The organism is Streptomyces sp. NPDC048295 (genome assembly GCF_040652135.1).
In the GTDB taxonomy this organism is placed as follows: Bacteria; Actinomycetota; Actinomycetes; order Streptomycetales; family Streptomycetaceae; genus Streptomyces.
In genome coordinates this window covers 94,841-117,887 of record NZ_JBEZLL010000027.1, presented here as the reverse complement: position 1 = coordinate 117,887, position 23,047 = coordinate 94,841, and the positions used below count along the sequence as shown (strand labels likewise).

The following is a 23,047-nucleotide window of genomic DNA, read 5'->3' as shown; positions in this document are numbered from 1 at the left end:
CCCGGCTCCGCATACGTTCGACAGCATGGCTGACGACTGTTTCGCGCATCCACGACTCGCCGCGCTCTATGATCCGCTCGACCCCGACCGCAGCGACCTCGATGCCTACCTGCGGATGGCAGAGGAGTTCGAGGCACGACGAGTACTGGACATCGGTTGCGGCACAGGGGTGTTCGCGCTTCTCCTGGCCGACCGTGGGACCGGGGTCGTCGGTGTGGATCCCGCCCGGGCGTCCATCGACATCGCTCGGGCCAAGCCGGGAAATGAGCGAGTGCGCTGGATCTGCGGCGATGCGACGGACCTCCCACCGCTGCGGGTCGACCTCGCGACGATGACAGCGAACGTCGCCCAGGCCATCACTGATCCGCAGACATGGCAGAAGACGCTACGGGGAGCCCACGAAGCGCTGCGGCCCGGCGGACGTCTGGTCTTCGAGACGCGCGATCCGGCCAGACGCGCCTGGGAGGAGTGGACCCGCGAGAACTCCTACCGCCTGACCGAGATCCCGGGTGTCGGCCCCGTCGAGAGCTGGGTCCAGCTGATCGAGGTGAGCCGGCCTCTGGTGACGTTCCGCTGGACCTACAGGTTCGCAGTGGACGGACAGGTGCTGACATCCGATTCGACGCTGCGCTTCCGTGAGCGGGAGGAGGTCGAGCGGGACCTGGACGCGCACGGATACGTGGTGGATGACGTTCGCGATGCGCCGGACCGCCCGGGAAGGGAATTCGTCTTTCTGGCGCGACGCCCGTGATCTCCGGTGATCCACGCCGCTCAAGATCCGACGGCACAGGACACCGGCCGGTCTCACTGTCGAAGCCCTCCGCCGGGGCGGACCCGATACGGGCCGCGAGGGCCGGCTCCGGGCAGGCCGGCGAAGTCGGCCCAGGGGTTCACGGGTACTGCAACCACCCGGCGTACCAGGTGCGAAAACCGGGGTATGCCGGGGTGAAGCCGCCCCAGTCGGGGTCAATCCTCCAGACCTCGCCCTCCCGCGGGCCGTTCAGGATCAGCCTGACGTAGATGCCGCAGCCTTCGTCGGCCAGCATGAGCGTGCCCCGGGTCGGCTCACCGGTCGATGCGCCGATCCGGCCGGGCAGGGGTCCGGCGAGGGAGAACGGTTCGGCGAGTCGGCCCGGCAGCCGGTCTTCTTGCCACTCGTCGTCCACGGCCCACTCCTCGCCGGCCTCCGGGCGGGGTACGGTCAACGGCATCAACCCGTGACCGGGACCGGCGGGTCCGTTGCCCACCTCCGCGACGAAGGACCGGTACTCCGACGGCAGAGTGACGCCGTGAGCTTGCTCGAAGGCTCTGATCTCCGCCTCCGGCAGCGCCGGAGCCAGCTCGTACCGGTGTGAGTCCGCCCCGAAGCGGGACCGCTCCGGGTCCCGTGCCGCCATCTCCCGTATCCGAGCGCGTACGCGGCCCTCGTCCCAGCTCTCCATCCAGCGACCGTAACAATGGCGTCGGCGCCCGGTCCTCCGCAGCGTTCGCGCAGCGAGGCCGCCGACGTGGCCTTCGGCGCGGCGCTGGTGCCCCTCCGCACCGTGCCATGGGCCGCGGTGGGTCGGCGGCCCTGGACCCAGGGGTGCTGATGGCGTCTTCTCAGGCCTCCGATCAGCGCGCTCAGCACTCGGTGACAGGAACTCGCAGCCATCGAGGTCCGGTGGCACGCGCGCAGGTCTCGATGGCGCAGGACAGCCGTTTCCGGGTGCGGACGGGCCCGGCGTGGTGCGCTTGACACCAAAATCGAACATCCATTCTCATGGGATTCCGGCCGGGTTTTCCCGGGCCCGACCGTGGAGTTGTCCACAGGCCGGGAGGACGTCGAGGCCCATTGTCAGTGGCAGGGGTTAGCGTCTTTGACGTGAAGCGATCGACTCAAGCAAATCGGGTGGAACCCATGGCAGGAACCGACCGCGAGAAGGCGCTGGACGCCGCACTCGCACAGATTGAACGGCAATTCGGCAAGGGCGCGGTGATGCGCCTCGGTGAGCGGCCGAACGAGCCCATCGAAGTAATCCCCACCGGGTCGACCGCCCTCGACGTGGCCCTCGGAGTCGGCGGCCTGCCGCGCGGCCGTGTGGTGGAGGTGTACGGACCGGAGTCCTCCGGTAAGACGACACTGACGCTCCACGCCGTGGCGAACGCGCAGAGGCTCGGCGGCTCGGTCGCCTTCATCGACGCCGAGCACGCCCTCGACCCCGAGTACGCGAAGAAGCTCGGCGTCGACATCGACAGCCTCATCCTGTCCCAGCCGGACAACGGCGAGCAGGCCCTTGAGATCGTGGACATGCTGGTCCGCTCCGGCGCCCTCGACCTGATCGTCATCGACTCCGTCGCGGCGCTCGTGCCGCGCGCGGAGATCGAGGGCGAGATGGGCGACTCGCACGTGGGTCTGCAGGCCCGTCTGATGAGCCAGGCGCTCCGCAAGATCACCAGTGCGCTCAACCAGTCCAAGACCACTGCGATCTTCATCAACCAGCTCCGCGAGAAGATCGGTGTGATGTTCGGCTCGCCGGAGACCACGACCGGTGGCCGGGCGCTCAAGTTCTACGCCTCGGTGCGCCTCGACATCCGCCGGATCGAGACGCTGAAGGACGGCACCGAAGCCGTCGGCAACCGCACGCGCGTCAAGGTCGTCAAGAACAAGGTCTCGCCGCCCTTCAAGCAGGCCGAGTTCGACATCCTCTACGGCCAGGGCATCAGCCGCGAGGGCGGTCTGATCGACATGGGCGTGGAGCACGGCTTCGTCCGCAAGGCGGGTGCCTGGTACACCTACGAGGGGGACCAGCTCGGCCAGGGCAAGGAGAACGCCCGCAACTTCCTCAAGGACAACCCCGATCTCGCCAACGAGATCGAGAGGAAGATCCTGGAGAAGCTGGGCGTCGGCGTCCGGCCCGAGGACAGTGCCGCCGAGTCCGGGGCGGACACGGCAGCGAGTGGCACGGCTCCGGCCGACAGCGCGAAGCCGGCGGCCGCTCCGGCCGGCAAGGCCAAGCCGGCCAAGACCGCGGCGGCCAAGAGCTAGGCCGTGACGCGTCGTACGGAGTGGCCGGTCAGCGCCACTGACCATCACACCGGTCCCGGCCATGAATTCGCCGCCGGACACATGGCCGAGCCCGAGGACGCGTCCGAGGATGCGTACGAGCCGGAGACCGGCCGCGGCCAGGGCTCGGGCGGCGGATTCGGCGAGGGGGCGGGCCGCCGTGCCCGCTCCCGCACCAGGAGCAGCGGTTCCCCCTCCTCGTCGAGGGCCGAGAAGGGGGAACCGCGCGACCCGGTCGAGCAGGCGCGCAACATCTGCCTGCGGCTGCTCACCGGGACCCCGCGCACCAGGAAGCAGCTCGCGGACGCCCTGCGCAAACGGGAGATCCCGGACGAGGCGGCCGAGGAAGTGCTCTCGCGCTTCGAGGACGTCGGATTGATCGACGATGCGGCGTTCGCGGACGCCTGGGTGGAGTCCCGCCATCACGGACGCGGACTGGCCCGTCGCGCTCTTGTCCGTGAGCTGCGTACCAAGGGCGTGGACTCCGCGGTGATCGACGAGGCCGTCGCGCAGCTGGACTCCGAGCAGGAGGAGGTGACCGCCCGCGAGCTGGTCGCGCGCAAGCTGCGCTCCACTCGCGGCCTGGACCGGGACAAGCGGCTGCGCCGCCTCGCGGGCATGCTCGCGCGCAAGGGGTACGGAGAGGGCATGGCCCTGCGCGTCGTGCGGCAGGCGCTGGAGGAAGAGGGCGAGGACACGGAAGGACTGGACGAGCCCTTCTGACCGGGGTCGTACCGGTGGGGGCAGGCGGGGGCTCCCGGGGAGAGCCGGTCGCCGGGGAAGGCAGCACGGGGCCGCGAAGTGTCGAGGGGGGCGGGGGAGAGAGCCGGCGGGGACGGGGGGAGAGAGCCGTGTGGCGGGGCAGTGCCTCGGGTGCGGCCGCCGGGGTCGGGCGGGCCGCGGGGGAGGCGCGGTGATCACTGCCCGGCGCGGGCGGCGCGGATGATGGTGGCGTCGATCAGGGCGAGCGCATCCGCGGCGGTGCGGCCGGGGCAGCGGTTCCAGGGCCCGATCAGCCCGGTCCAGCCCCGGGAGCGGAGCTCGGCGACGAGCCAGGCGCCGGCCCGGTCCACGGTGGCGAGGGAGCCGTAGCCCAGCCGGTGTGCGGTGACGAGGGCGCCGCAGACGCATCGTGCGCCGCGGGCGTTGCGGAGCCGGTACGGGGTGTTCTGCCAGCCCCATTCGGTCAGGATCTGCCGGGCGTGGGCGAGATGCGTGGAGGGCCGCACATCGGGCTGGCCGATGCGGCGCCAGGAGTGGAGCCGGTCCGGGAGGACCGCGCCCAGGCGCCCGGGAAGCGGCCGTTCGCGCGGCGCGGTCGCGGGCAGGGCGCGGACGGAGTCGGCGATGAGCTGGTCGACCGGCACGGACAGCAGATCGCGCCAGTCGGCGGGTCGACGGTCGGGCCATTGCTCTGCGGCGCCGGGGGAGGACGGCAGCACCGGGGCGGGCGAGGACTGCCGTACGGGGTCGGGGGCCGTTGCCTCCCAGCCGGTGATGATCCGCTGCCATGCCTCGGTGTCATGGAGACGAGCGGCCTGGGCGTCCAACTGGTCGGGGGTGAGGGTGGGGGTCGGCATGGGTGCGAGGCCTCCGTCACATCGGTCCTTGGCGTTGAGGTGAATGTCCGTCGGCTACGGGGATCGCTCCACCGGAGCGTGGCGTTCGGGTGTGTCGGGGCGGATTCGGGGGAACTGACGGCGGCATACGGGGGCAGCCCCCCTCCCGAACACACGGGCACGCTCCAGTGCGCGGGCACCCATGCACAGAGCACTGTGTGACGCATGACGGAGCAGCCGCACACCCGGCCCCGCCCGGGACTCCGGCGCCGCCACCGACCGTGATGCCGAAGCGCGACCACAGAAGAGGGACGGACGCACGATGATGCTGCGCTATGCCTTACAGACGATCCGGGACCGCAAGGGCGGGTTCCTCGGCGCCTTCCTGGCTCTCCTGTGCGCCGCCGCCCTGATCACCGCCTGCGGCACGCTGCTGGAGACCGGCCTGCGCGGAAGGATCGCCACCGAGCGCTATGCCGCCGCGCCGCTCGTGGTCTCCGCCGACCAGAACGTCCACCGCACCACGGTCAAGCACAAGGGCAAGGGAAAGACCAAGGTCAAGCACAAGGCGAAGCCGGTCGCCGAGCGTGCCTGGCTCCCCGCCACCGTCGTCGGCCGGGTCGGTGATCTGGAAGGCGTGGGCAAGGTCGTACCCGAACTGACCTTCCTGGCCCGGCCCGTGGACCGGCCCGTGTCCCGTCCCTCGTACGGCCATTCCTGGGCATCCGCCCCGCTCACCCCCTTCCGTCTCGTCTCGGGCCGTGCCCCCTCTTCCGGTGACGACGTGGTGATCGACCGGGCCCTCGCGGAGGACAACGGCCTGAAGCCCGGGGACCGGCTCGTCGTCCAGTCCACCAGCGCTCCCCGCCCGTACCGCATCAGCGGCATCGCGGCCCCGGCCGGGCGGAGCGACCTCCGGCAGCAGACCTCGCTCTTCTTCTCATCCGCCGAGGCGGAGCACCTCGCCGCCCGCCCCGGCCGGATAACCGCTCTCGGCGTGACACCCGCGCCCGGCACCGACCTCGCGCAGCTGAAGCACCGGGTCGAGCAGGCGCTCAAGGGCACCTCCGCCCAGGTCGCCACCGGCGAGGCCCGGGGCCCCGTCGAATTCCTGGACGCCGCGGGCGCCCGGATCAAGCTGGTCTCCATGGGCGGCGCCATGGGCGGCACGTCCCTCCTGGTCGCGATCCTCGTCGTGGTCGGCACCTTCGCCCTCTCCATCCAGCAGCGCCACCGCGAACTGGCCCTGCTCCGCGCCATCGCCGCCACCCCACGCCAGATCCGCCGTCTCCTCGGCCGTGAGGCCCTGGCCGTCGGAGCCGTGGCCGGTGTTCTCGGCGCGCTCGCCGGACTGCCCCTCGCCGGCTGGCTGCACGGTCGATTCATCGACATGGGTGCGATTCCGGTCACTCTGCAACGCACCGCGGGCATCTTCCCGGCCTGCGCGGCGCTCGCCGTCACCCTTGCCGGCGCCTGGGCGGCGGCAAGGATCTCCGGCCGCCGTATCGCCCGCATCCGGCCCGCCGAGGCCATGGCCGAGTCCACCGTCGAGCGGGGCCCGGCGCGGGGCCGGACCGTGGCGGGTCTGGTCCTGCTCGCGGGCGGAGCCGCTCTTGTCGGCGTACTGAGCGTGCTGCGTACCGAGGCCGCCGCGACGCCGGTCACGTTCCTCGCCGTCGTCGTATCGGCCACGGCCGTGTCACTGCTGGGACCGTACCTGGTGAGGTTCGCGTCCGTGCTGCTCGCGGGGGTACTGCGGCCGGCGGGTCCGGGGGGCCCTCTCGCGACCGTGAACATCCGCGGGAACTCAGCCCGGATGGCTTCCGTCGTCACCCCGCTCACCCTGCTCATCGGGATGACCTGCACGGTCCTCTTCGTCCAGCCGACCCTCGGGGACGCCGCCCGCGCCCAGGCCCGCGACGGCGTCCGTGCCACCTGGGTGCTGGCCGCGCAGGGACCGGGTGTCCCGTCCGAGGCTGCCGGGGCAATCCGCAGGGCTCCGGATGTCACGGCCGCCACGGAGGTCGTGCGGACCACTGTGCGCGTCGGCCTCGACAAGTACCAGGCCCAGGGCGTCACACAGGCCGGTCTCACCCGCACCTGGGACCCGGACGTCACGAGCGGATCGCTCACCGCCTTCACCCGAGGCCGCGACACCGCCGCGATCAGCGAACTCGCCGCCGATCGGCTCGGCCTCCGCCCCGGCAGCGTGCTCAGGCTCCACCTCGGCGACGGCACCCCCGCGACTCTCACCGTCGCCGCCGTCTACCGTCGCGGGCTGGGCTTCGGCGACCTGACGCTGCCCCACGACCTGCTGGCCCGCCACATGGACAACCCGCTCGCCGCCACCGTCCTGGTCGCCGGGTCCGGCAGCCGTGACGAACTCACCGCCGCGGTCGAGCGGTTCCCCGGCGTCTCCGTCATGTCACCGCAGACCGCCGACCGGCTCCAGGCGGACCGGCAGCAGGAGAACGCGGCGGTCAACTACCTCGCCATGGGCCTGATCCTGGCCTTCACCGCCATCGCGGTCGTCAACACCCTCGCCATGTCCGTGTCCGAGCGCTTCCGGGAGTTCGCCATGCTCAGGCTGGCCGGCGCGACCCGGCGGCAGGTCCTGAGGATGCTCCGTGCCGAGGCCCTGTCGGTGCTGCTGATCGCCGCGGCCCTCGGCAGCGGAATCGCGCTGTCCGTGCTGACCGCCTTCAGTATCGGCATGACCGGCAGCGCGGCACCCACGGTCATGCCACTGCTGTACGCGACGGTGGTGGGCGCCGCCGCGCTGCTCGCGCTGGCCGCCACCGCGCTGCCCGGAAGACTCGCACTCAGGATCCGGCCGGTGGAGGCGGCCACGTCCAGGCAGTGACCTCCTCCGACGGAATCCGGTTCCGGGGCCCTTCGACAGGCCCCCGGAACCGGCCCGTGCCCGGCCCGGAAACGGCCCATCCCTGGCCCGGAACCGACCCGTCCCTGGCCCGGAACCGACCCGTCCCTGGCCCGGAACCGACCCGTCCCTGGCCCGTGCCCGGCCCGGAATCGGTCCGTCCCCGGCACACCGGGCCCCGTCCGTTCAGACCTCGACCGGCAGCCCCGCGGCACGCCACGCCTGGAACCCGCCGATCAGGTCCGTCGCCCGGTCCAGCCCCAACTGCCGCAAGGACGCGACCGCGAGGCTCGACGCGTAACCCTCGTTGCAGACCACCACGATCCGCAGATCGTGGCTCACGGCCTGCGGGACCCGGTGGCTTCCCCACGGGTCGAGCCGCCACTCCAGCTCGTTGCGCTCGACGACCAGCGCCCCCGGGATCAGCCCGTCCCGCTCCCGCAGCTCCGAGTAACGGATGTCCACCAGCAGCGCACCGTCCGCGGCGGCGGCCGCCGCCTCCTGAGGACCGACCCTGACGAACCCCGTCCGGACCCGGTCCAGCAGCTCGTCGATCCCGACCCGCTCCTCACCGCTCCGTTCGCCGGCACTCACTGCCAGTCCTCCGGCCGTTCGACCTGTTCGAGGCGGAGCAGGTCGCCGGTACGGCTGTAGCGCCGGATCCGCGGCAACGGCGGGTAGTACGCGTGGACGGAGACGGCGTGCTCCGTGGCGGACTCGTTCAGCACCTCGTGGACGTGGTGGCGGCCGAACGCGCGGCCCTGGCCGGTGGCCAACTCCCGGGACCGGTCGATGCCTTCGGTGAGTTCGAGGGTCTTCCAGCCGTCGGTGGGCAGCCGGGCGGCCAGCGACAGCTCCTTGAGGGCGCCGGCCGCGGTGGTGAAGGCGCCGATCGAGTCGGCGTGGTCGTGCCAGCCGGTGCCGGTGCCCGGCGGCCAGCCGATCAGCCAGGCCTCGCTGCCGCCGGGGCCGTCCAGCTGGATCCAGGTACGGCCCTCGGGATCGAGGGGGAGCGAGGCGACGATCCCGGCGTCGGCGGCGACACGGCGGACGAATTCGAGGAGTTCCGCAGCCGTCGGACCGGAACCGCCGACGGAGGGAGACGTGTTCACGGAGGCGGCCCCGGACTCGGGCGCAGGCGTGGGTACGGGAAGTGAGGCAGGGGTGGACACGGAGACCGTCCTGAAGGTTCGCGCGGATGCCCGCCCGTGCGGCAGCGCGCACGGCGGGGCAGGGGAAGGCGATTCAGCAGGACGGCCGACACACGCAGCCCGCATAGCGGACGAGGTCCATATGGACCCTCCGCCACAGGCGCACATCGGTGTCGGTCACGGTTCGGAGTAGACCATGTGCGTCCGCAGCGGTCAATTGATGCCCGCAGTCTGGTCGGAACGTACGGCGGCGCGCACCGCCCCGCCCCGGACCGCCTCCGCCGCCGCGAAGAGCTCCCGGGGCCGTACCCCGCCGAACGACGCCACGAGGTGCCCGTCCGGTCGGACCAGCAGCACGGTGTGGGCCGACGCCCCCGGGTAGCTCTCGGTCACCAGCAGCTCCCCCTTCACCGGCAGCGCGTCGACGGCCGCGGCGAGGCGGGGCATGACACCGGCGGTCATCCAGTGACGCCGGTCCCACACCCCTGTTCCGGGCGCCACCAGGACCACCAGCAGATTCCCCCGCCCCAGCCGCTCCCGGAGCCGGGCGGTCGTGCCGTCGGGTGCCGTCACCCGCACATCGGCCACCGGCGCACCGGGGGGCGTACCCACAGATGTGTGCGCCTCGGCGCGTGGGGGCGCAAGGGGCGAATGCGAGTACGAGGGGGGCGCACCGAGGGGGCCACAGCCCAGATGTCCGTCGGTGAGCAGCGAATCGTGCCCCCGTGCGCTCCCCGGGACCAGGGTCCGCAGCCCCTTGCCGCCACGCAGTATCGGCAGCGACTGGTCCGCGGCGCGCAGCCGTGAGGCGACCGCGGCCCTGCGCTCGGCCTGGTAGCTGTCGAGCAGCACGTCGGAGGCTCCGTGGTGCCAGTCCTGGGCGAGCTTCCAGGCCAGGTTCTCGGCGTCCCGCAGCCCCTCGTCGAGGCCCTGGGTGCCCAGCGCACCCAGCAGATGCGCGGCGTCCCCGGCCAGGAAGGCCCGGTCGACCCGCCAGCGCAGGGCGAGCCGGTGATGCAGCGTGTACACGCCCGTGTCCAGCAGCTCGTACGGAGGTGTCTCGCCGCACCAGCCCGCCAGGGTGTCCCGGACCCGGGTGATCAGGGCGTCCGGGGTGACCAGCTCGCCGCGCGGCGGCAGCAGCCAGTCCAGCCGCCAGACGCCGTCCGGCAGTGGACGCGCCGTCACCTCGGCGCCCCCGGTGCGCCACGGCGGCAGCCGGTGCAGCACGGCCTGCCCGGGCCAGGGAAGCTCGGTCCGCAGCGCCGCGACGGCATGCCGCTCCACCGCCGTACGGCCGGGGAACCGGATGTCGAGCAGCTTGCGCACGGTGGACCTGGCACCGTCGCAGCCCACCAGATAACTCCCCCGCCACCAGGTCGCGTTCGGCTCCCTGGTGTGCACGGTGACGCCGGTGGGGTCCTGCTCCAGCGTGTCGATCCGGCTGTACGGGGCCACCCGCACCAGCTCCTGCGCGGCCACCGCGTCCCGCAGCCCGCGCGCCAGGACGTGCTGCGGCAGATGGACGGGGGCCGACGACGGATCGCCCTCGGGGGAGTCCTCGCCGAGCGGCAGCTCACGCACCAGCTGCCTGCGCCGCATCGACCGCCACCCGGACCACCGCATCCCCTCGTGCCGGAGCGCCTTGCACCCCAGCCGCTCCACCATGGCCGCGGTGTCCTCGCGCAGCACCACGGTGCGGGCGGGGCGGGTCTCGTCCTTGCCCGGGTCCTCGTCGAGCAGGACGGAGGGAACGCCCTGCGCCGCCAGGGCGAGCGACAGCGCCAGACCGACAGGCCCGGCGCCGACGACGATCACCGGGTCCACGGGGCGGCTCCTCGAATCCGTGCGAACGAGGCCGGGGACGTGAACGGTGCCGAGGACGCGGACGGTACGAGCGCGCGGCTCGGAACGGGGGCAGGCGGCGGAGGAAGTGTGGCGGCGGGGGCAGGGGGCGCGATCACAGAACGTATGCAACCTACTGCCGGTGCTTGCGTCAAGCGACACCAAAGAGCGATGAGGGGCGGTGGCTCATCTGCCACCGCCCCTCAGGAACGCATTACGACGAACCGTCAGGCGCGTCCGTCGTCGACGACGAGCGACGGCGTACCGATGGACTCCGGTGCGCCCCCGGGGACGGTGCCCTTGTTCTTCTTGTTGCGCCGGAGCCACCGCTCCAGCCAGCTCGCGAAGGAGGTGAGCGCGAAGTTCAGCGCGACGAAGATCACGGCCACGATGGTGAAGCACGCGATGGTGTTGGCGCCGTAGTTCGCGCTCATCGGGCGGACCGACGCCAGCAGCTCGGGGAAGGTCATCATGGCGCCGCCGAGCGCGGTGTCCTTCACGATGACGACGAGCTGGCTGACGATCGCCGGCAGCATGGCCGTCACCGCCTGCGGCAGCAGCACGGACAGCATGATCTGGCTCTTGCGCATGCCGAGCGCCTTGGCCGCCTCCGCCTGGCCCTTCGGCAAGGTCTCGATTCCGGCCCGCACGATCTCGGCGAGGACCGAGAAGTTGTACAGCACGAGTCCGGTCACCACGGCGTACAGCGGACGCACATCGGTGTCGATGGTGGTGTACTCCGCGTACACCGCGTTCGCGGTGATCATCAGGATCAGTACCGGGACGGCGCGGAAGAGCTCCACGACGAAGCCGGCCGGCATCCGCACCCAGCGGTGGTCCGAGAGCCTGCCGATCCCGAACAGGGCGCCGAGCGGCAGCGCGATGATCAGGGCGAAGAACGCCGCCTTGAGCGTGTTCTGGAGGCCCGGCCAGATGTACGTCTCCCACGGCTGGGGACTGGTGAAGAAGGGCTTCCACTTGATCCAGTCGAGCTGGTGCTTCTCGGCCAGGCCGTTGTACACCCACCACACCACGGCCGCGGCGCACAGCACGAACAGCACGGTGTAGAGGATGTTGCGCTGCTTGGCGCGGGGTCCCTGGGCGTCGTAGAGGACGGAACTCATCGCTTCACCGCCACCTTCTTGCTCACCCAGCCGAGGATCAGGCCGGTCGGGAGGGTCAGGACGACGAAGCCGAACGCGAAGACCAGTGCGATGAGGATCAGCTGGGCCTCGGCCTCGATCATCTCCTTCATCAGGTAGGAGGCCTCGACGACACCGATCGCGGAGGCGACCGTGGTGTTCTTCGTCAGTGCGATCAGTACGTTGGACAACGGGTTGACCACCGCACGGAACGCCTGAGGAAGGATGATCAGCCGCAGTACCTGCGTGAAGCTCAGCCCGAGTGCGCGTGCCGCCTCGGCCTGGCCGACCGGCACCGTGTTGATGCCGGAGCGCAGCGCCTCGCAGACGAAGGCGGCCGTGTAGGCGGCCAGGGCGAGAACGGCCAGCCGGAAGTTGATGTCTTCGGTGGCATCGGCACCGAGCGCGATGCCCAGCGTCTGGTACAGGCCCAGCGACGAGAACACGATGATCACGGTCAGTGGAATGTTCCGGACCACGTTCACGTACGCGGTGGCGAAGCCGCGCATCAGGGGGACCGGGCTGACCTTCATGCCGGCCAGCAGCGTTCCCCATATGAGGGAGCCGAGGGCGGAGTAGACGGTGAGCTGCACCGTCACCCAGAAGGCCCCCAGCAGGTCGTAACCTTCAAGAAAGTCGAACACGATCTCCCGCGCTTCCGCGTGTAGGAGGGCACGGCGCGCCGTCGTTCACGGACGGCGCGCCCGGTCAGCCCTGCTTCACTTGACGATGTTGCCGATCTTCGGGGCGGGCTCGTTCTTGTAGTTCGCCGGGCCGAAGTTGTCCTTCACGGCCTTGTCCCAGGAACCGTCCGAGACCATCTTGGTGAGCGCGGCGTCGATCTTCTTCTTGAGGTCGGCGTCGCCCTTCTTCAGGCCGATGCCGTAGTTCTCGTTGGTCATCTTGAAGCCGGCCAGCTTGAACTTGCCCTGGAAGTTCTGCTGCGAGGCGTAGCCCGCCAGGATGCTGTCGTCGGTGGTCAGCGCGTCGATGACCTTGTTCTCCAGGCCGGTCAGGCACTCCGAGTAGCCGCCGTACGTCTGGAGGTCGGCCTTCGGCGCCAGCTTGTCCTTGACGTTCTGCGCCGAGGTCGAGCCGGCGACCGAACACAGCTTCTTGTTGTTCAGGTCGGCCGGCGACTTGATCGAGTCGTCGTCGGCGCGGACCAGGATGTCCTGGTGGGCCAGCAGGTACGGACCCGCGAAGTCGACCTTCTTCAGGCGCTCGTCGTTGATCGAGTAGGAGGCGGCGATGAACTTCACGTCTCCGCGCTCGATCGCCGTCTCGCGGTCGGCGCTCTTGGTCTCCTTGAAGACGATGTCCTTGGCGTCGTAGCCGAGTTCCTTGGCGACGTACGTGGCGACATCGACGTCGAAGCCGGCGTACTTGCCGTCCGGGGTCTTCAGACCGATGCCCGGCTGGTCGATCTTGATGCCGATGGTGATCTTCTTGCCGTCGCCCGAGCCGCCGTCCGACTTGTCGGAACCACAGGCGGTGGCGGTGACGGCGAGGGCGAGCACGGCGGCCGAGGCGGCGGTGACCTTACGAAGCTGCATGGTGTTTTTCCCTAGAGTTGACGCGATGTGAGTGATCAGCCGGTCCGGGGCCCGGCGCTGCAGGATCAATCAGTGGTGAAGGATCTTCGACAGGAAGTCCTTGGCCCGGTCACTGCGCGGGTTGCTGAAGAACTGGTCGGGCGTGGCCTCTTCGACGATCTTTCCGTCGGCCATGAAGACCACCCGGTTCGCGGCCGAGCGCGCGAAGCCCATCTCATGGGTGACGACGACCATCGTCATTCCGTCCCGGGCGAGCTGCTGCATGACCTCCAGCACCTCGTTGATCATCTCCGGGTCGAGCGCGGATGTCGGCTCGTCGAAGAGGATCACCTTCGGGTCCATCGCCAACGCCCGTGCGATGGCCACGCGTTGCTGCTGACCGCCGGAGAGCTGGGCGGGGTACTTGTCGGCCTGCGTCGCCACACCCACCCGGTCGAGCAGTGAACGGGCCTTGTCCTCGGCGGACTTCTTGTCCGTCCTGCGGACCTTGATCTGGCCCAGCATCACGTTCTCGAGCACCGTCTTGTGCGAGAAGAGGTTGAACGACTGGAAGACCATGCCGACGTCGGCACGCAGCCTGGCCAGCTCCCTGCCCTCCTCGGGCAGCGGCTTGCCGTCGATCGAGATGGCGCCCGAGTCGATCGTCTCCAAGCGGTTGATCGTGCGGCACAGCGTGGACTTCCCGGACCCGGAGGGCCCGATGACGACCACGACCTCGCCACGGGCGATGGTCAGGTCGATGTCCTGGAGCACATGCAGCGCGCCGAAGTGCTTGTTGACGTTGCTCAGCACGACAAGGTCGTCCGCCGCAGGCGCGGCGTCCTCGGCACCCTTGGTCACTGAAACTCCGCTCATCGGCTTTTTGCTCCGTCCTCCTCGGTTGGGAAGGACCCTAGTGACGCGGTGCTACCAGCGTCATTACATCTGAGCGGAAATTGAGGATAACGATCCGGCGGCAACCGGACACTCCGTGTGAAGGGGGTGCGGGGTGTGACGCCTGCGGCGTACCGGGTGGATAACAGATGGCCGGATGCGGCGGGCGGGCCTTGACTGACCTGCCCCTCATCGGAGTGGATGCCCTGGTACGCCATGACGTGAAACGCCTCGGTACGGGGAAGTGACGGGGAGCGTACGAGAGACCGCACCGAAACTTCTGCCGACGCGTACCGGCACCGCACGATCGAAACCGTCGGAGAACCGGAGAGGGAGGCCATGAGACTGCTGCTCGTCGAGGACGACAACCACGTCGCCGCCGCCCTCTCCGCCATCCTGGCCCGGCACGGCTTCCGGGTCGTGCACGCGCGCAGCGGCGAGGAGGCGCTGCAGGCCTTGCTGCCCGCGGACATGGAGCCGTTCGGTGTCGTGCTCCTCGACCTCGGCCTGCCCGACCAGGACGGCTACGAGGTGTGCGGGAAGATCCGCAAGCGCACCTCCACCCCGGTGATCATGGTGACCGCGCGCGCCGACGTCCGGTCGCGCATCCACGGCCTCAACCTCGGCGCCGACGACTACGTGGTCAAGCCCTACGACACCGGTGAACTCCTCGCCCGTATCCACGCCGTCAGCCGGCGCAAGACGACCGGCGAGGACACCGTGCCCACGCCCGTCGCCGCACTGCGCCTCGGGCACGTCCACATCGAGCTGCCGACCCGCCGGGTCAGCGTCGACGGGGCCGAAGTCCAGCTCACCCGCAAGGAGTTCGATCTGCTCGCGCTGCTCGCCCAGCGCCCCGGAGTGGTGTTCCGCCGGGAACAGATCATCAGCGAGGTGTGGCGTACCAGCTGGGAGGGCACGGGCCGCACCCTCGAAGTGCACGTCGCCTCACTGCGCTCCAAGCTGCGGCTGCCCGCACTGATCGAGACGGTGCGCGGGGTCGGCTACCGGCTCGTCGCCCCGTCCGCGTAGAGGCGTACGTCCCAGGTGCGCACCCGGCTGCTTCCCCTGCTCATCATTCTCATGGCGGGCGTGCTGCTCGCCCTCGGCTTCCCGCTGGCCGTCAGTGTGGCGGCGGCCCAGCAGCAACGCGTCGTCATCGACCGCATCGACGACACGGCGCGCTTCGCCGCCCTCGCCCAGTTCATCACCGAGCGGGCGGCCGGTTACGACGAGCGCCGGCGCACCCTGCGCAGCGAGCTCGACACCTACGCGTCGGTGTACGGCATCCGCGCCGGGGTCTTCTACCGCGACGACAGCGCCATGGCGAAGGCGCCCGCTGCCTGGCAGCTCCCGATCGAGGGGGAGGGGCGCGAGGCGTTCAAGGAGGCCCTGCTCGGCCGGCGCAGCCATGATCCGCCGCAGGTCTGGCCGTGGCAGGACGGCAGGGTCGTCGTCGCCTCACCCGTCGTACGGGACGGCGACGTGGTCGCCGTCGTCGTTCTCGACTCGCCCACCGGGGAGATGCGCGCGCGCACGCTGCGCGGCTGGCTGCTGATCGCGGCCGGCGAAGCGGTCGCGATGCTGGTCGCGGTCGGCGCCGCGATCCGCCTCACCGGCTGGGTGCTGCTGCCCGTACGGACCCTGGACGCCGCCACCCACGACATCGCCAGCGGGCGGATGAGGTCCCGGGTCGCGGCTTCCGGCGGGCCGCCGGAACTGCGGCGCCTGGCCCGGTCGTTCAACGAGATGGCCGACAACGTCGAGGACGTGCTGGAGCAGCAGCGTGCCTTCGTCGCCGACGCCTCGCACCAGCTGCGCAACCCCCTCGCCGCGCTGCTGCTGCGGATCGAGCTCCTCGCGCTGGAACTTCCCGAGGGCAACGAGGAGATCGCCTCCGTGCGCACGGAGGGCAAGCGTCTCGCGCAGGTCCTCGACGACCTGCTCGACCTGGCGCTGGCCGAACACGCCGCGGCCGATCTCCGGCTCACGGACATCGGCGCGCTCACCGCGGAGCGCGTCGCGTCCTGGCGGCCGCTCGCCGAGGAGAAGGGGGTACGGCTCAGGGCGGACGGCCCGTCCGCCGTGACCGCCTGGGCGGACCCCATCGCACTGTCGAGCGCCCTGGACGCGATCATCGACAACGCCCTGAAGTTCACCCCGGCCGAGGAAGAGGTCGTCGTCACGGTCGCCTCCGGCCCCGACCACGTCACGGTCGTCGTCGCCGACCGCGGGCCGGGCCTCACGGCGGCGGAGATGGAACGCATCGGCGACCGCTTCTGGCGCAGCACCCAGCATCAGAACATCCGGGGCTCCGGCCTCGGGCTCTCCATCTCGCAGGCGCTCCTGGCGGCCGGCGGCGGCTCCCTGGGCTACGCGGCCCACGAGCCGCACGGGCTGCGGGTGACGGTCTCGGTGCCGCGCAACGGCCCGCAGGGCTGAGTGCGGCCCGACGGGGAAGAACGGTCAGGGCTTGACCGAGCGGTAGTAGCGGCTGGCCCCCTCGTGCAGCGGCAGCGGATCGGTGTAGATCGCCGTACGCAGATCCACCAGCTGGGCCGCGTGCACCTCGCGCCCGATCCGGTCCCGGCTGTCGATCACGGTCCGGGTGAACGCCTCCGTCAGCGCCGGGTCCGAACGGTCCGTGGTCACCAGCACATTGGCGACCGCGACCGTCGGCACCGCCTGGCCCTGCTGCGCGTTGCGGTAGGCGTCGGCGGGCATCATCGCCGAACGGTAGTAGCGGGCAGACCCGCCCGCCGCCTGGAGCTCCTTGACCAGCGAAGCCTCCAACGGCACCAGCCGGATCGCGAACCGGTCCGACAACTCCTGCACGGCGGACGTGGGCAGCCCGCCGGACCAGAAGAAGGCGTCGAGCCGGTCGTCCTCCAGCTGCTTCGGCATGGTGTCGATACCGGCGGGGACCGGTTTCACGTCGTCGGTGGGATCGAGACCCGCGGCCGTCATCAGCCGGTCGGCGACCAGGCGTACGCCCGAACCGCGCTGCCCCACCCCGACGCGCTTTCCGCGCAGATCCGAGACCTTCCGTATCTCCGAGTCGCGGGGCACGACCAGCTGGATGTAGTCGTCGTACAGCCGCACACAGCCCCGCAGCCGGCCGGCGCCGGGCTTGCCGCCGTGCAGATAGGTGGCGAGGGCATCGGTGGTGGCGATGGTGAAGTCGGCCTTCCCGGTCGCCACCCGTGCGATGTTCTGCTGCGAACCCTCACTGGTCCGGAGCCGTATCGACACCTTGGGCAGATCCCTGGCCAGGTCCCCCTTGAGCCGCTCGCCGTAGCGCTGGTAGACCCCGCTGCGCACACCGGTGCTGAAGGTCAGCGTTCCGGTCGGCACCGGCTCCCCGAGCGGCAGCAGCCACCACAGCAGCAGCCCGAGCACGACGGCGACGGCGGCGCACGCCTGAAGAACGCGTCGCCGGCCGATACGGGAGAGTGCCTGGAGCATGGCGGCGATCCTGCCAGCCCGCTCCGGCGATGACCAGGGCCGGATGCCCGCCCACGACGGACCGGCCGGTGATCACCGCGTCCCGCCCGCCGGGGACCCTCCCGGGACCACCTACCCTGGAGGGCATGACCAGCAGCAGCGACCGGAGCCCCGCAGTGAGCGTCGAGGGACCCAAGACCTACGAAGTCCGCACCTACGGGTGTCAGATGAACGTCCACGACTCCGAGCGGCTGTCGGGGCTGCTGGAGGGCGCGGGCTACGTCCGTGCGGACGAGGGTTCCGACGGCGACGCGGACGTCGTCGTCTTCAACACCTGCGCGGTGCGTGAGAACGCCGACAACAAGCTCTACGGCAACCTCGGCCGGCTCGCTCCGATGAAGACCAAGCGGCCGGGCATGCAGATCGCCGTCGGCGGCTGCCTGGCGCAGAAGGACCGCGACACCATCGTCGAGCGGGCCCCCTGGGTCGACGTCGTCTTCGGTACGCACAACATCGGCAAGCTGCCCGTGCTGCTGGAGCGCGCCCGGGTCCAGGAGGAGGCGCAGATCGAGATCGCCGAATCCCTGGAGGCCTTCCCCTCCACGCTCCCCACCCGACGCGAGTCCGCCTACGCCGCGTGGGTCTCGATCTCCGTCGGCTGCAACAACACCTGCACGTTCTGCATCGTCCCGGCCCTGCGCGGCAAGGAGAAGGACCGCCGCACCGGCGACATCCTCGCCGAGATCGAGGCCCTGGTCGCCGAGGGCGTCTCGGAGATCACCCTGCTCGGCCAGAACGTGAACGCCTACGGCTCCGACATCGGCGACCGCGAGGCCTTCTCCAAGCTGCTGCGCGCCTGCGGGAGGATCGAAGGGCTGGAGCGGGTCCGCTTCACCTCGCCGCACCCCCGTGACTTCACGGACGACGTGATCGCGGCGATGGCCGAGACGCCCAATGTGATGCCGCAGCTCCACATGCCGATGCAGTCGGGCTCCGACACGATCCTCAAGGCGATGCGGCGCTCCTACCGGCAGGAGCGTTTCCTCGGCATCATCGAGAAGGTGCGCGCCGCGATGCCGGACGCCGCCATCTCCACCGACATCATCGTGGGCTTCCCCGGCGAGACCGAGGAGGACTTCGAGCAGACCATGCACGCGGTCCGCGAGGCGCGCTTCACCAACGCCTTCACCTTCCAGTACTCCAAGCGTCCCGGGACCCCCGCCGCCGAGATGGAGGGGCAGATCCCCAAGGAGGTCGTCCAGGAGCGGTACATGCGCCTGTCAGCCCTCCAGGAGGAGATCTCCTGGGGGGAGAACAAGAAGCAGGTCGGCCGGACGCTGGAGATCATGGTCGCGGAGGGCGAGGGCCGCAAGGACGGCGCCACCCACCGCCTCTCCGGCCGCGCCCCCGACAACCGCCTGGTCCACTTCACCAAGCCGGACCAGGACGTGCGACCGGGCGACGTGGTGACCGTCGAGATCACCTACGCGGCCCCGCACCACCTCCTCGCCGAGGGCGCACCGGTGGCCGTGCGGCGGACCCGGGCCGGGGACGCCTGGGAGAAGCGCACCGCCGCCGAGGCCGCCAAGCCGGCCGGAGTGATGCTGGGACTGCCGGGCATCGGAGCCCCGGCGCCGCTGCCGGCCGTGGCGGCCCCCGGCTGCGGCCGCGACTGACACCGGGAGCCCGACAGCGGCCCGGCCCGCAGTACGCTGCCCACCATGCTTGCCGCCGCCGCTGTCTGCCCCTGCCCGCCCCTGCTGGTACCCGAGGTCGCCGCCGGTGCCGCGCCCGAGCTCGACGCCGCGCGCGACGCCTGCGCCGAGGCCCTCGGTGTGCTCGCCGCCGCGCGTCCCGATCTGCTGATCGTGGTCGGGCCCGCGGACCTGCCGGGGCGTGGCCCGCACCCCGAGGGGGCCACCGGTACCTTCAAGGGCTTCGGCGTCGGCCTCGGCGTCCGGCTCGGGCGCGACCGGGGACCGGTGGCGGACGACACACTCCCGCCGTCCCTCTCGGTCGGCGCGTGGCTGCTGGCCCGTGCGGGATGGGACGGTGCGCCGGTCGAAGGGCTGGGCGTGGGGGAGCAGCTGGAGACCGGCCGCTGTACGAGCGCCGGACGGGACCTGGCCGCCAGGGCGGACCGGGTCGCGCTCCTCGTGATGGGCGACGGCAGCGCCTGCCGCACGCTCAAGGCCCCGGGCTATCTGGACCAGCGGGCCGAGGCCTTCGACGCGGCGGCCGCCCGGGCGCTGGGCGCGGCGGACACCGACGCGCTGACCGCGCTGGACGCGTCATTGGCGTACGAGCTGAAGGCGGCGGGCCGGGCACCCTGGCAGGTCCTCGCGGGCGCGGCGCAGGGGGCGCGGACGGCCGGGAGGCTGCTGTACGAGGACGCTCCGTACGGCGTGGGCTACCTGGTCGCCGCCTGGTCCTGACCCCCGCCGCCCGGGACGTACGGCGGGCGGCCGTACAGCGTCCTCGCTCCACGGCCGTCGCCGGACTTGATCAGTTCATGCTCAGGAAGCGGGCGGTGTACCACCCTCGTCCTTGTGGGTCTCGTCCTTGTGGGTCAGGCGCTCGACCGCGTCCTTGGCCTTCCTCGTACCGGACTCGATCTTGTCGCTGTACTTGCCCTTGGTCTTTTGGTCGACCGTCCGTGCGGCCTTGTCGAGTCCCTGGTCGATCTTGTCCCCGTGCTGATGCGCGAGTTCGCCGACCTTTTCCCTGGCGGGGCTCAGCTTGGCCTTCAAATTGTCCAGGAAGCCCATCGGGCACCTTCCCTGCTGGGGGACTACGGTCGGGTGCTTCTTCAAACCGTGAAAAAACACCCATATTCAATTTGGATTCTACTGTCGTGGGAGAAGATCCGCGCCGTTCGGCGTGCCTGCGGCGTCACCGGGCAAACTCACTCGTTCGGGAACAGGTGCGGAGGTTTGCGAGACTGTGGCGGTGAGAAGCTCAGCTCCCGCACCGCGGGTCATCACCGTCGTCGGTCCCACTGCAGCCGGAAAGTCCGATCTGGGGGTATTCCTTGCTCAGCAGCTCGACGGCGAAGTGGTCAACGCCGACTCCATGCAGCTCTACCGCGGGATGGACATCGGCACCGCGAAGCTGACGCTCGCCGAACGCGGATCCGTCCCGCACCACCTGCTGGACATCTGGGACGTCACCGAGACCGCCAGCGTCGCCGAGTACCAGCGGCTGGCCCGCGCCGAGATCGACCGGCTGCTCGCGGCCGGCCGCACCCCCGTCCTGGTCGGCGGCTCCGGGCTCTACGTGAAGGGCGCCATCGACGCACTGGAGTTCCCCGGCACGGACCCGGACGTACGGGCCAGGCTGGAGGAGGAGCTGGCCGAGCGCGGCTCCGGAGCGCTGCACGCGCGGCTCGCCGCCGCCGACCCCGGGGCGGGCCGCGCCATCCTGCCGAGCAACGGCCGCCGCATCGTCCGGGCTCTTGAGGTCATCGAGATCACCGGCAAGCCCTTCACCGCCAATCTCCCCGGTAACGATGCGGTGTACGACACCGTCCAGATCGGCGTCGACGTGGCCCGCCCCGAACTCGACGAACGCATCGCCCTGAGGGTCGACCGGATGTGGGCGGCCGGACTCGTGGACGAGGTCCGGGCCCTGGAGACACAGGGGCTGCGCGAAGGGCGGACCGCTTCCCGGGCGCTCGGCTACCAGCAGGTGCTGGCCGCGCTGGCCCGGGAATGCACCGAGGAGGAGGCGCGTGCCGAGACCGTGCGCGCCACCAAGCGCTTCGCGCGCCGGCAGGACTCGTGGTTCCGCCGCGACCCGCGGGTCCACTGGCTCAGCGGCGCCGCGGCTGACCGCGGGGAACTCCCGCGCCGGGCGCTGGCGTTGATCGAACGAGCGGTTACAGCCTGATCACGTGATGGCATCGGGAAGCCCTGCCCGTCATTTCGGTGACCCGGAGCGTGCCATCATCGAGCATCGATCGACCAGTGGAGTCCGAGTTGGGAGGGCGCGTGGCGATGGAGGCCGGCCCTCGCGACACTGAACAAGACGCACCGGACGTGCTGCACGGGACAGGAAGTCTGAGCCCCGACGGGCCGGACGATCTCGAAGCGACCCCCGAGGTCGAGGTCGAGCTGCGGCCCGCGCGCCGGCTGCGGATCTGGCAACTGGCACCGATCGTCGTGCTCGCCGCGGTGGGATCGCTGATGTTCGCCTTCCCGCTGGCCTTCGAGTTCGGCGACGGCGGCGCGGTCGTGGCCATGCTGGGCCTGCTGATCAGCTGCTGCGCGGCGGGCTGGGGCATGATGGCCGCCCGCCGCGTGGGATACACCTGGCCGGGCCTGCCGCAGCGGGGCTCGGGCGAGCGGTCCGACTGGCGGGTGATCGCCCTGTACGTCGTCGTCGTGGCCGCGCTGGTGGCGCTGGCCATCTGGCGCGTGGCACGGCTCCGCTGACCCCGGACGTCACATCCGGGACCGCCCGGCGCCGCCGGTTGTCGGCGCCGTTTCGTACAGTTGCCCTGTGAGCACCTCGCAGATCGCCTTCCTCAAGGGTCACGGCACCGAGAACGACTTCGTGATCGTTCCCGACCCGGACAACACCATCGACCTGCCCGCGTCCGTCGTGGCCCGGCTCTGCGACCGCCGCGCCGGTATCGGCGGTGACGGACTCCTGCACGCCGTACGGTCCGCCGCGCATCCCGAGGCGCGGGCCATGGCGGGCGAGGCCGAGTGGTTCATGGACTACCGCAACGCGGACGGCTCGATCGCCGAGATGTGCGGCAACGGCGTACGGGTCTTCGCCGGGTACCTCCAGCGCGTCGGGCACGTCGAGGAGGGTGACCTCGCCGTCGCGACCCGGGGCGGCGTGAAGAAGGTGCACATCGCCAAGAACGGCGAGATCACGGTCTCCATGGGGCGCGCGCTCCTGCCCGGGGACGGCGTCACGGTCAGTGTCGGGGGCCGCAGCTGGGACGCCCGCAACGTGAACATGGGCAACCCCCACGCCGTGGCCTTCGTCGAGGACCTGGCGCATGCAGGCGATCTGCTTTCCGTGCCGCCCTACAGCCCCGCGGCCGTCTACCCCGAGGGCGTCAACATCGAGTTCGTCGTGGACCGCGGACCGCGCCATGTCGCCATGCGGGTCCACGAGCGCGGCTCCGGCGAGACCCGCTCCTGCGGCACGGGCGCCTGCGCCGTGGCCGTCGCCGCGGCCCGCAGGGACGGCGCGGACCCCGCGGAGACCGGCACCCCCGTCACGTACACGGTCGAGCTGCCGGGCGGCACCCTCGTGATCACCGAGCGGCCGGACGGCGAGATCGAGATGACCGGACCGGCCGTGATCGTCGCCGAGGGCCTCATCGACCCCGCCTGGCTCGAAGCGGAAAACGCCTAGGCGACTGCCGCCCGGACCGGGCCGGACCGGGGCCCGCGAGCCCGGCCGGGTCCAAACGAGAGGCTCCGGAGCTTCGCTCGAATGGGTGATCCGTTTCACGCTGGGCGAGAGCGGGACTCCGCCACGTGGTGGGCTCGGTAGCATCAAGCACCGGCCCGGAGGCGCGACCGCACCTTC

General features: G+C 71.0%; 23 protein-coding genes. 11 read left to right on the top strand and 12 right to left on the bottom strand.

The window, feature by feature from the left end; translation table 11 throughout:
- The first annotated feature begins 25 nt into the window (after nt 1-25).
- Nucleotides 26-751: a class I SAM-dependent methyltransferase gene (locus AB0D53_RS32210; RefSeq protein ID WP_362452684.1), complete on the top strand. Its 726-nt coding sequence runs from the start codon at nt 26-28 to the stop codon at nt 749-751.
- Nucleotides 752-890: 139 nt separating this feature from the next.
- On the opposite strand, the gene AB0D53_RS32205 is transcribed toward AB0D53_RS32210, so the two are convergent.
- On the bottom strand, nt 891-1,442 hold the full coding sequence (locus AB0D53_RS32205) for an SMI1/KNR4 family protein (protein WP_362452683.1): 552 nt from the start codon (nt 1,440-1,442) through the stop codon (nt 891-893).
- A gap of 458 nt (nt 1,443-1,900) precedes the next feature.
- Here AB0D53_RS32205 and recA point away from each other — a divergent pair, with 458 nt between their 5' ends.
- Nucleotides 1,901-3,028, top strand: a complete 1,128-nt coding sequence (recA, locus tag AB0D53_RS32200) for a recombinase RecA (RefSeq protein ID WP_362452682.1) — start codon at nt 1,901-1,903, stop codon at nt 3,026-3,028.
- A gap of 3 nt (nt 3,029-3,031) precedes the next feature.
- Complete coding sequence (gene recX / locus AB0D53_RS32195; RefSeq protein WP_362452681.1) at nt 3,032-3,769, top strand: recombination regulator RecX; 738 nt, start codon at nt 3,032-3,034, stop codon at nt 3,767-3,769.
- A 194-nt stretch (nt 3,770-3,963) separates the two neighbouring features.
- On the opposite strand, the gene AB0D53_RS32190 is transcribed toward recX, so the two are convergent.
- Nucleotides 3,964-4,626, bottom strand: coding sequence for a hypothetical protein (locus AB0D53_RS32190; RefSeq protein WP_362452679.1), 663 nt, complete (start codon nt 4,624-4,626; stop codon nt 3,964-3,966).
- 301 nt (nt 4,627-4,927) lie between these two features.
- On the opposite strand from AB0D53_RS32190, the gene AB0D53_RS32185 reads away from it, so the two are divergent.
- Nucleotides 4,928-7,468, top strand: a complete 2,541-nt coding sequence (locus AB0D53_RS32185) for an FtsX-like permease family protein (RefSeq protein WP_362452678.1) — start codon at nt 4,928-4,930, stop codon at nt 7,466-7,468.
- 204 nt (nt 7,469-7,672) lie between these two features.
- Here the strand turns inward: AB0D53_RS32185 and AB0D53_RS32180 are convergent, their stop codons facing one another.
- From AB0D53_RS32180 to AB0D53_RS32145, 8 genes are all read right to left on the bottom strand, one after another.
- Nucleotides 7,673-8,080: a rhodanese-like domain-containing protein gene (locus tag AB0D53_RS32180; RefSeq protein ID WP_362452677.1), complete on the bottom strand. Its 408-nt coding sequence runs from the start codon at nt 8,078-8,080 to the stop codon at nt 7,673-7,675.
- Nucleotides 8,077-8,598, bottom strand: coding sequence for a cysteine dioxygenase (locus AB0D53_RS32175; RefSeq protein ID WP_362452717.1), 522 nt, complete (start codon nt 8,596-8,598; stop codon nt 8,077-8,079). The genes AB0D53_RS32180 and AB0D53_RS32175 overlap by 4 nt, the downstream gene beginning before the upstream one ends.
- Before the next feature lie 133 nt (nt 8,599-8,731).
- Nucleotides 8,732-8,803 (bottom strand): putative leader peptide, encoded by a 72-nt coding sequence (locus AB0D53_RS32170; RefSeq protein WP_309544753.1) that lies wholly within the window; start codon nt 8,801-8,803, stop codon nt 8,732-8,734.
- 47 nt (nt 8,804-8,850) lie between these two features.
- Entirely contained in the window at nt 8,851-10,464 is a 1,614-nt protein-coding gene (locus tag AB0D53_RS32165; protein WP_362452676.1) for an FAD-dependent monooxygenase, read from the bottom strand.
- Between the two features lie 245 nt (nt 10,465-10,709).
- The gene (locus tag AB0D53_RS32160) at nt 10,710-11,606 is read right to left on the bottom strand and encodes an amino acid ABC transporter permease (protein ID WP_362452675.1); all 897 of its coding nucleotides are present in this window, start codon (nt 11,604-11,606) and stop codon (nt 10,710-10,712) included.
- Nucleotides 11,603-12,268, bottom strand: coding sequence for an amino acid ABC transporter permease (locus tag AB0D53_RS32155; RefSeq protein ID WP_362452674.1), 666 nt, complete (start codon nt 12,266-12,268; stop codon nt 11,603-11,605). Before AB0D53_RS32155 ends, AB0D53_RS32160 begins: the two co-directional genes overlap by 4 nt.
- Before the next feature lie 75 nt (nt 12,269-12,343).
- Nucleotides 12,344-13,180, bottom strand: coding sequence for a glutamate ABC transporter substrate-binding protein (locus AB0D53_RS32150; protein WP_362452672.1), 837 nt, complete (start codon nt 13,178-13,180; stop codon nt 12,344-12,346).
- Nucleotides 13,181-13,249: 69 nt separating this feature from the next.
- Entirely contained in the window at nt 13,250-14,035 is a 786-nt protein-coding gene (locus tag AB0D53_RS32145) for an amino acid ABC transporter ATP-binding protein (protein ID WP_329819298.1), read from the bottom strand.
- Between the two features lie 357 nt (nt 14,036-14,392).
- Between AB0D53_RS32145 and AB0D53_RS32140 the strand changes: the two genes are divergently transcribed.
- Both AB0D53_RS32140 and AB0D53_RS32135 read left to right on the top strand, forming a co-directional pair.
- Nucleotides 14,393-15,085 (top strand): response regulator transcription factor, encoded by a 693-nt coding sequence (locus tag AB0D53_RS32140; protein ID WP_362452671.1) that lies wholly within the window; start codon nt 14,393-14,395, stop codon nt 15,083-15,085.
- Between the two features lie 15 nt (nt 15,086-15,100).
- Nucleotides 15,101-16,495, top strand: a complete 1,395-nt coding sequence (locus tag AB0D53_RS32135) for a HAMP domain-containing sensor histidine kinase (protein WP_362452670.1) — start codon at nt 15,101-15,103, stop codon at nt 16,493-16,495.
- Between the two features lie 24 nt (nt 16,496-16,519).
- Here the strand turns inward: AB0D53_RS32135 and AB0D53_RS32130 are convergent, their stop codons facing one another.
- The gene (locus AB0D53_RS32130) at nt 16,520-17,518 is read right to left on the bottom strand and encodes a TAXI family TRAP transporter solute-binding subunit (protein WP_362452669.1); all 999 of its coding nucleotides are present in this window, start codon (nt 17,516-17,518) and stop codon (nt 16,520-16,522) included.
- 125 nt (nt 17,519-17,643) lie between these two features.
- Between AB0D53_RS32130 and miaB the strand changes: the two genes are divergently transcribed.
- Nucleotides 17,644-19,173 (top strand): tRNA (N6-isopentenyl adenosine(37)-C2)-methylthiotransferase MiaB, encoded by a 1,530-nt coding sequence (miaB, locus tag AB0D53_RS32125; RefSeq protein ID WP_362452667.1) that lies wholly within the window; start codon nt 17,644-17,646, stop codon nt 19,171-19,173.
- A gap of 45 nt (nt 19,174-19,218) precedes the next feature.
- Nucleotides 19,219-19,932 carry a class III extradiol dioxygenase subunit B-like domain-containing protein gene (locus AB0D53_RS32120; protein ID WP_362452665.1) on the top strand — a complete coding sequence of 238 codons (714 nt, stop codon included), beginning with the start codon at nt 19,219-19,221 and terminating at the stop codon, nt 19,930-19,932.
- An 81-nt stretch (nt 19,933-20,013) separates the two neighbouring features.
- Here AB0D53_RS32120 and AB0D53_RS32115 read toward each other — a convergent pair whose 3' ends face one another.
- A complete protein-coding gene (locus AB0D53_RS32115) occupies nt 20,014-20,265 on the bottom strand; it encodes an antitoxin (protein WP_362452664.1) in 252 nt (83 codons plus the stop codon).
- 181 nt (nt 20,266-20,446) lie between these two features.
- Here AB0D53_RS32115 and miaA point away from each other — a divergent pair, with 181 nt between their 5' ends.
- The 3 genes from miaA to dapF all read left to right on the top strand — a co-directional run bounded on the left by miaA (nt 20,447) and on the right by dapF (nt 22,870).
- Nucleotides 20,447-21,385: a tRNA (adenosine(37)-N6)-dimethylallyltransferase MiaA gene (gene miaA, locus AB0D53_RS32110; RefSeq protein ID WP_362452663.1), complete on the top strand. Its 939-nt coding sequence runs from the start codon at nt 20,447-20,449 to the stop codon at nt 21,383-21,385.
- A 107-nt stretch (nt 21,386-21,492) separates the two neighbouring features.
- Entirely contained in the window at nt 21,493-21,930 is a 438-nt protein-coding gene (locus AB0D53_RS32105) for a hypothetical protein (protein WP_362452716.1), read from the top strand.
- A gap of 67 nt (nt 21,931-21,997) precedes the next feature.
- On the top strand, nt 21,998-22,870 hold the full coding sequence (gene dapF / locus AB0D53_RS32100; RefSeq protein ID WP_362452662.1) for a diaminopimelate epimerase: 873 nt from the start codon (nt 21,998-22,000) through the stop codon (nt 22,868-22,870).
- The last annotated feature ends 177 nt before the right edge of the window (nt 22,871-23,047 follow it).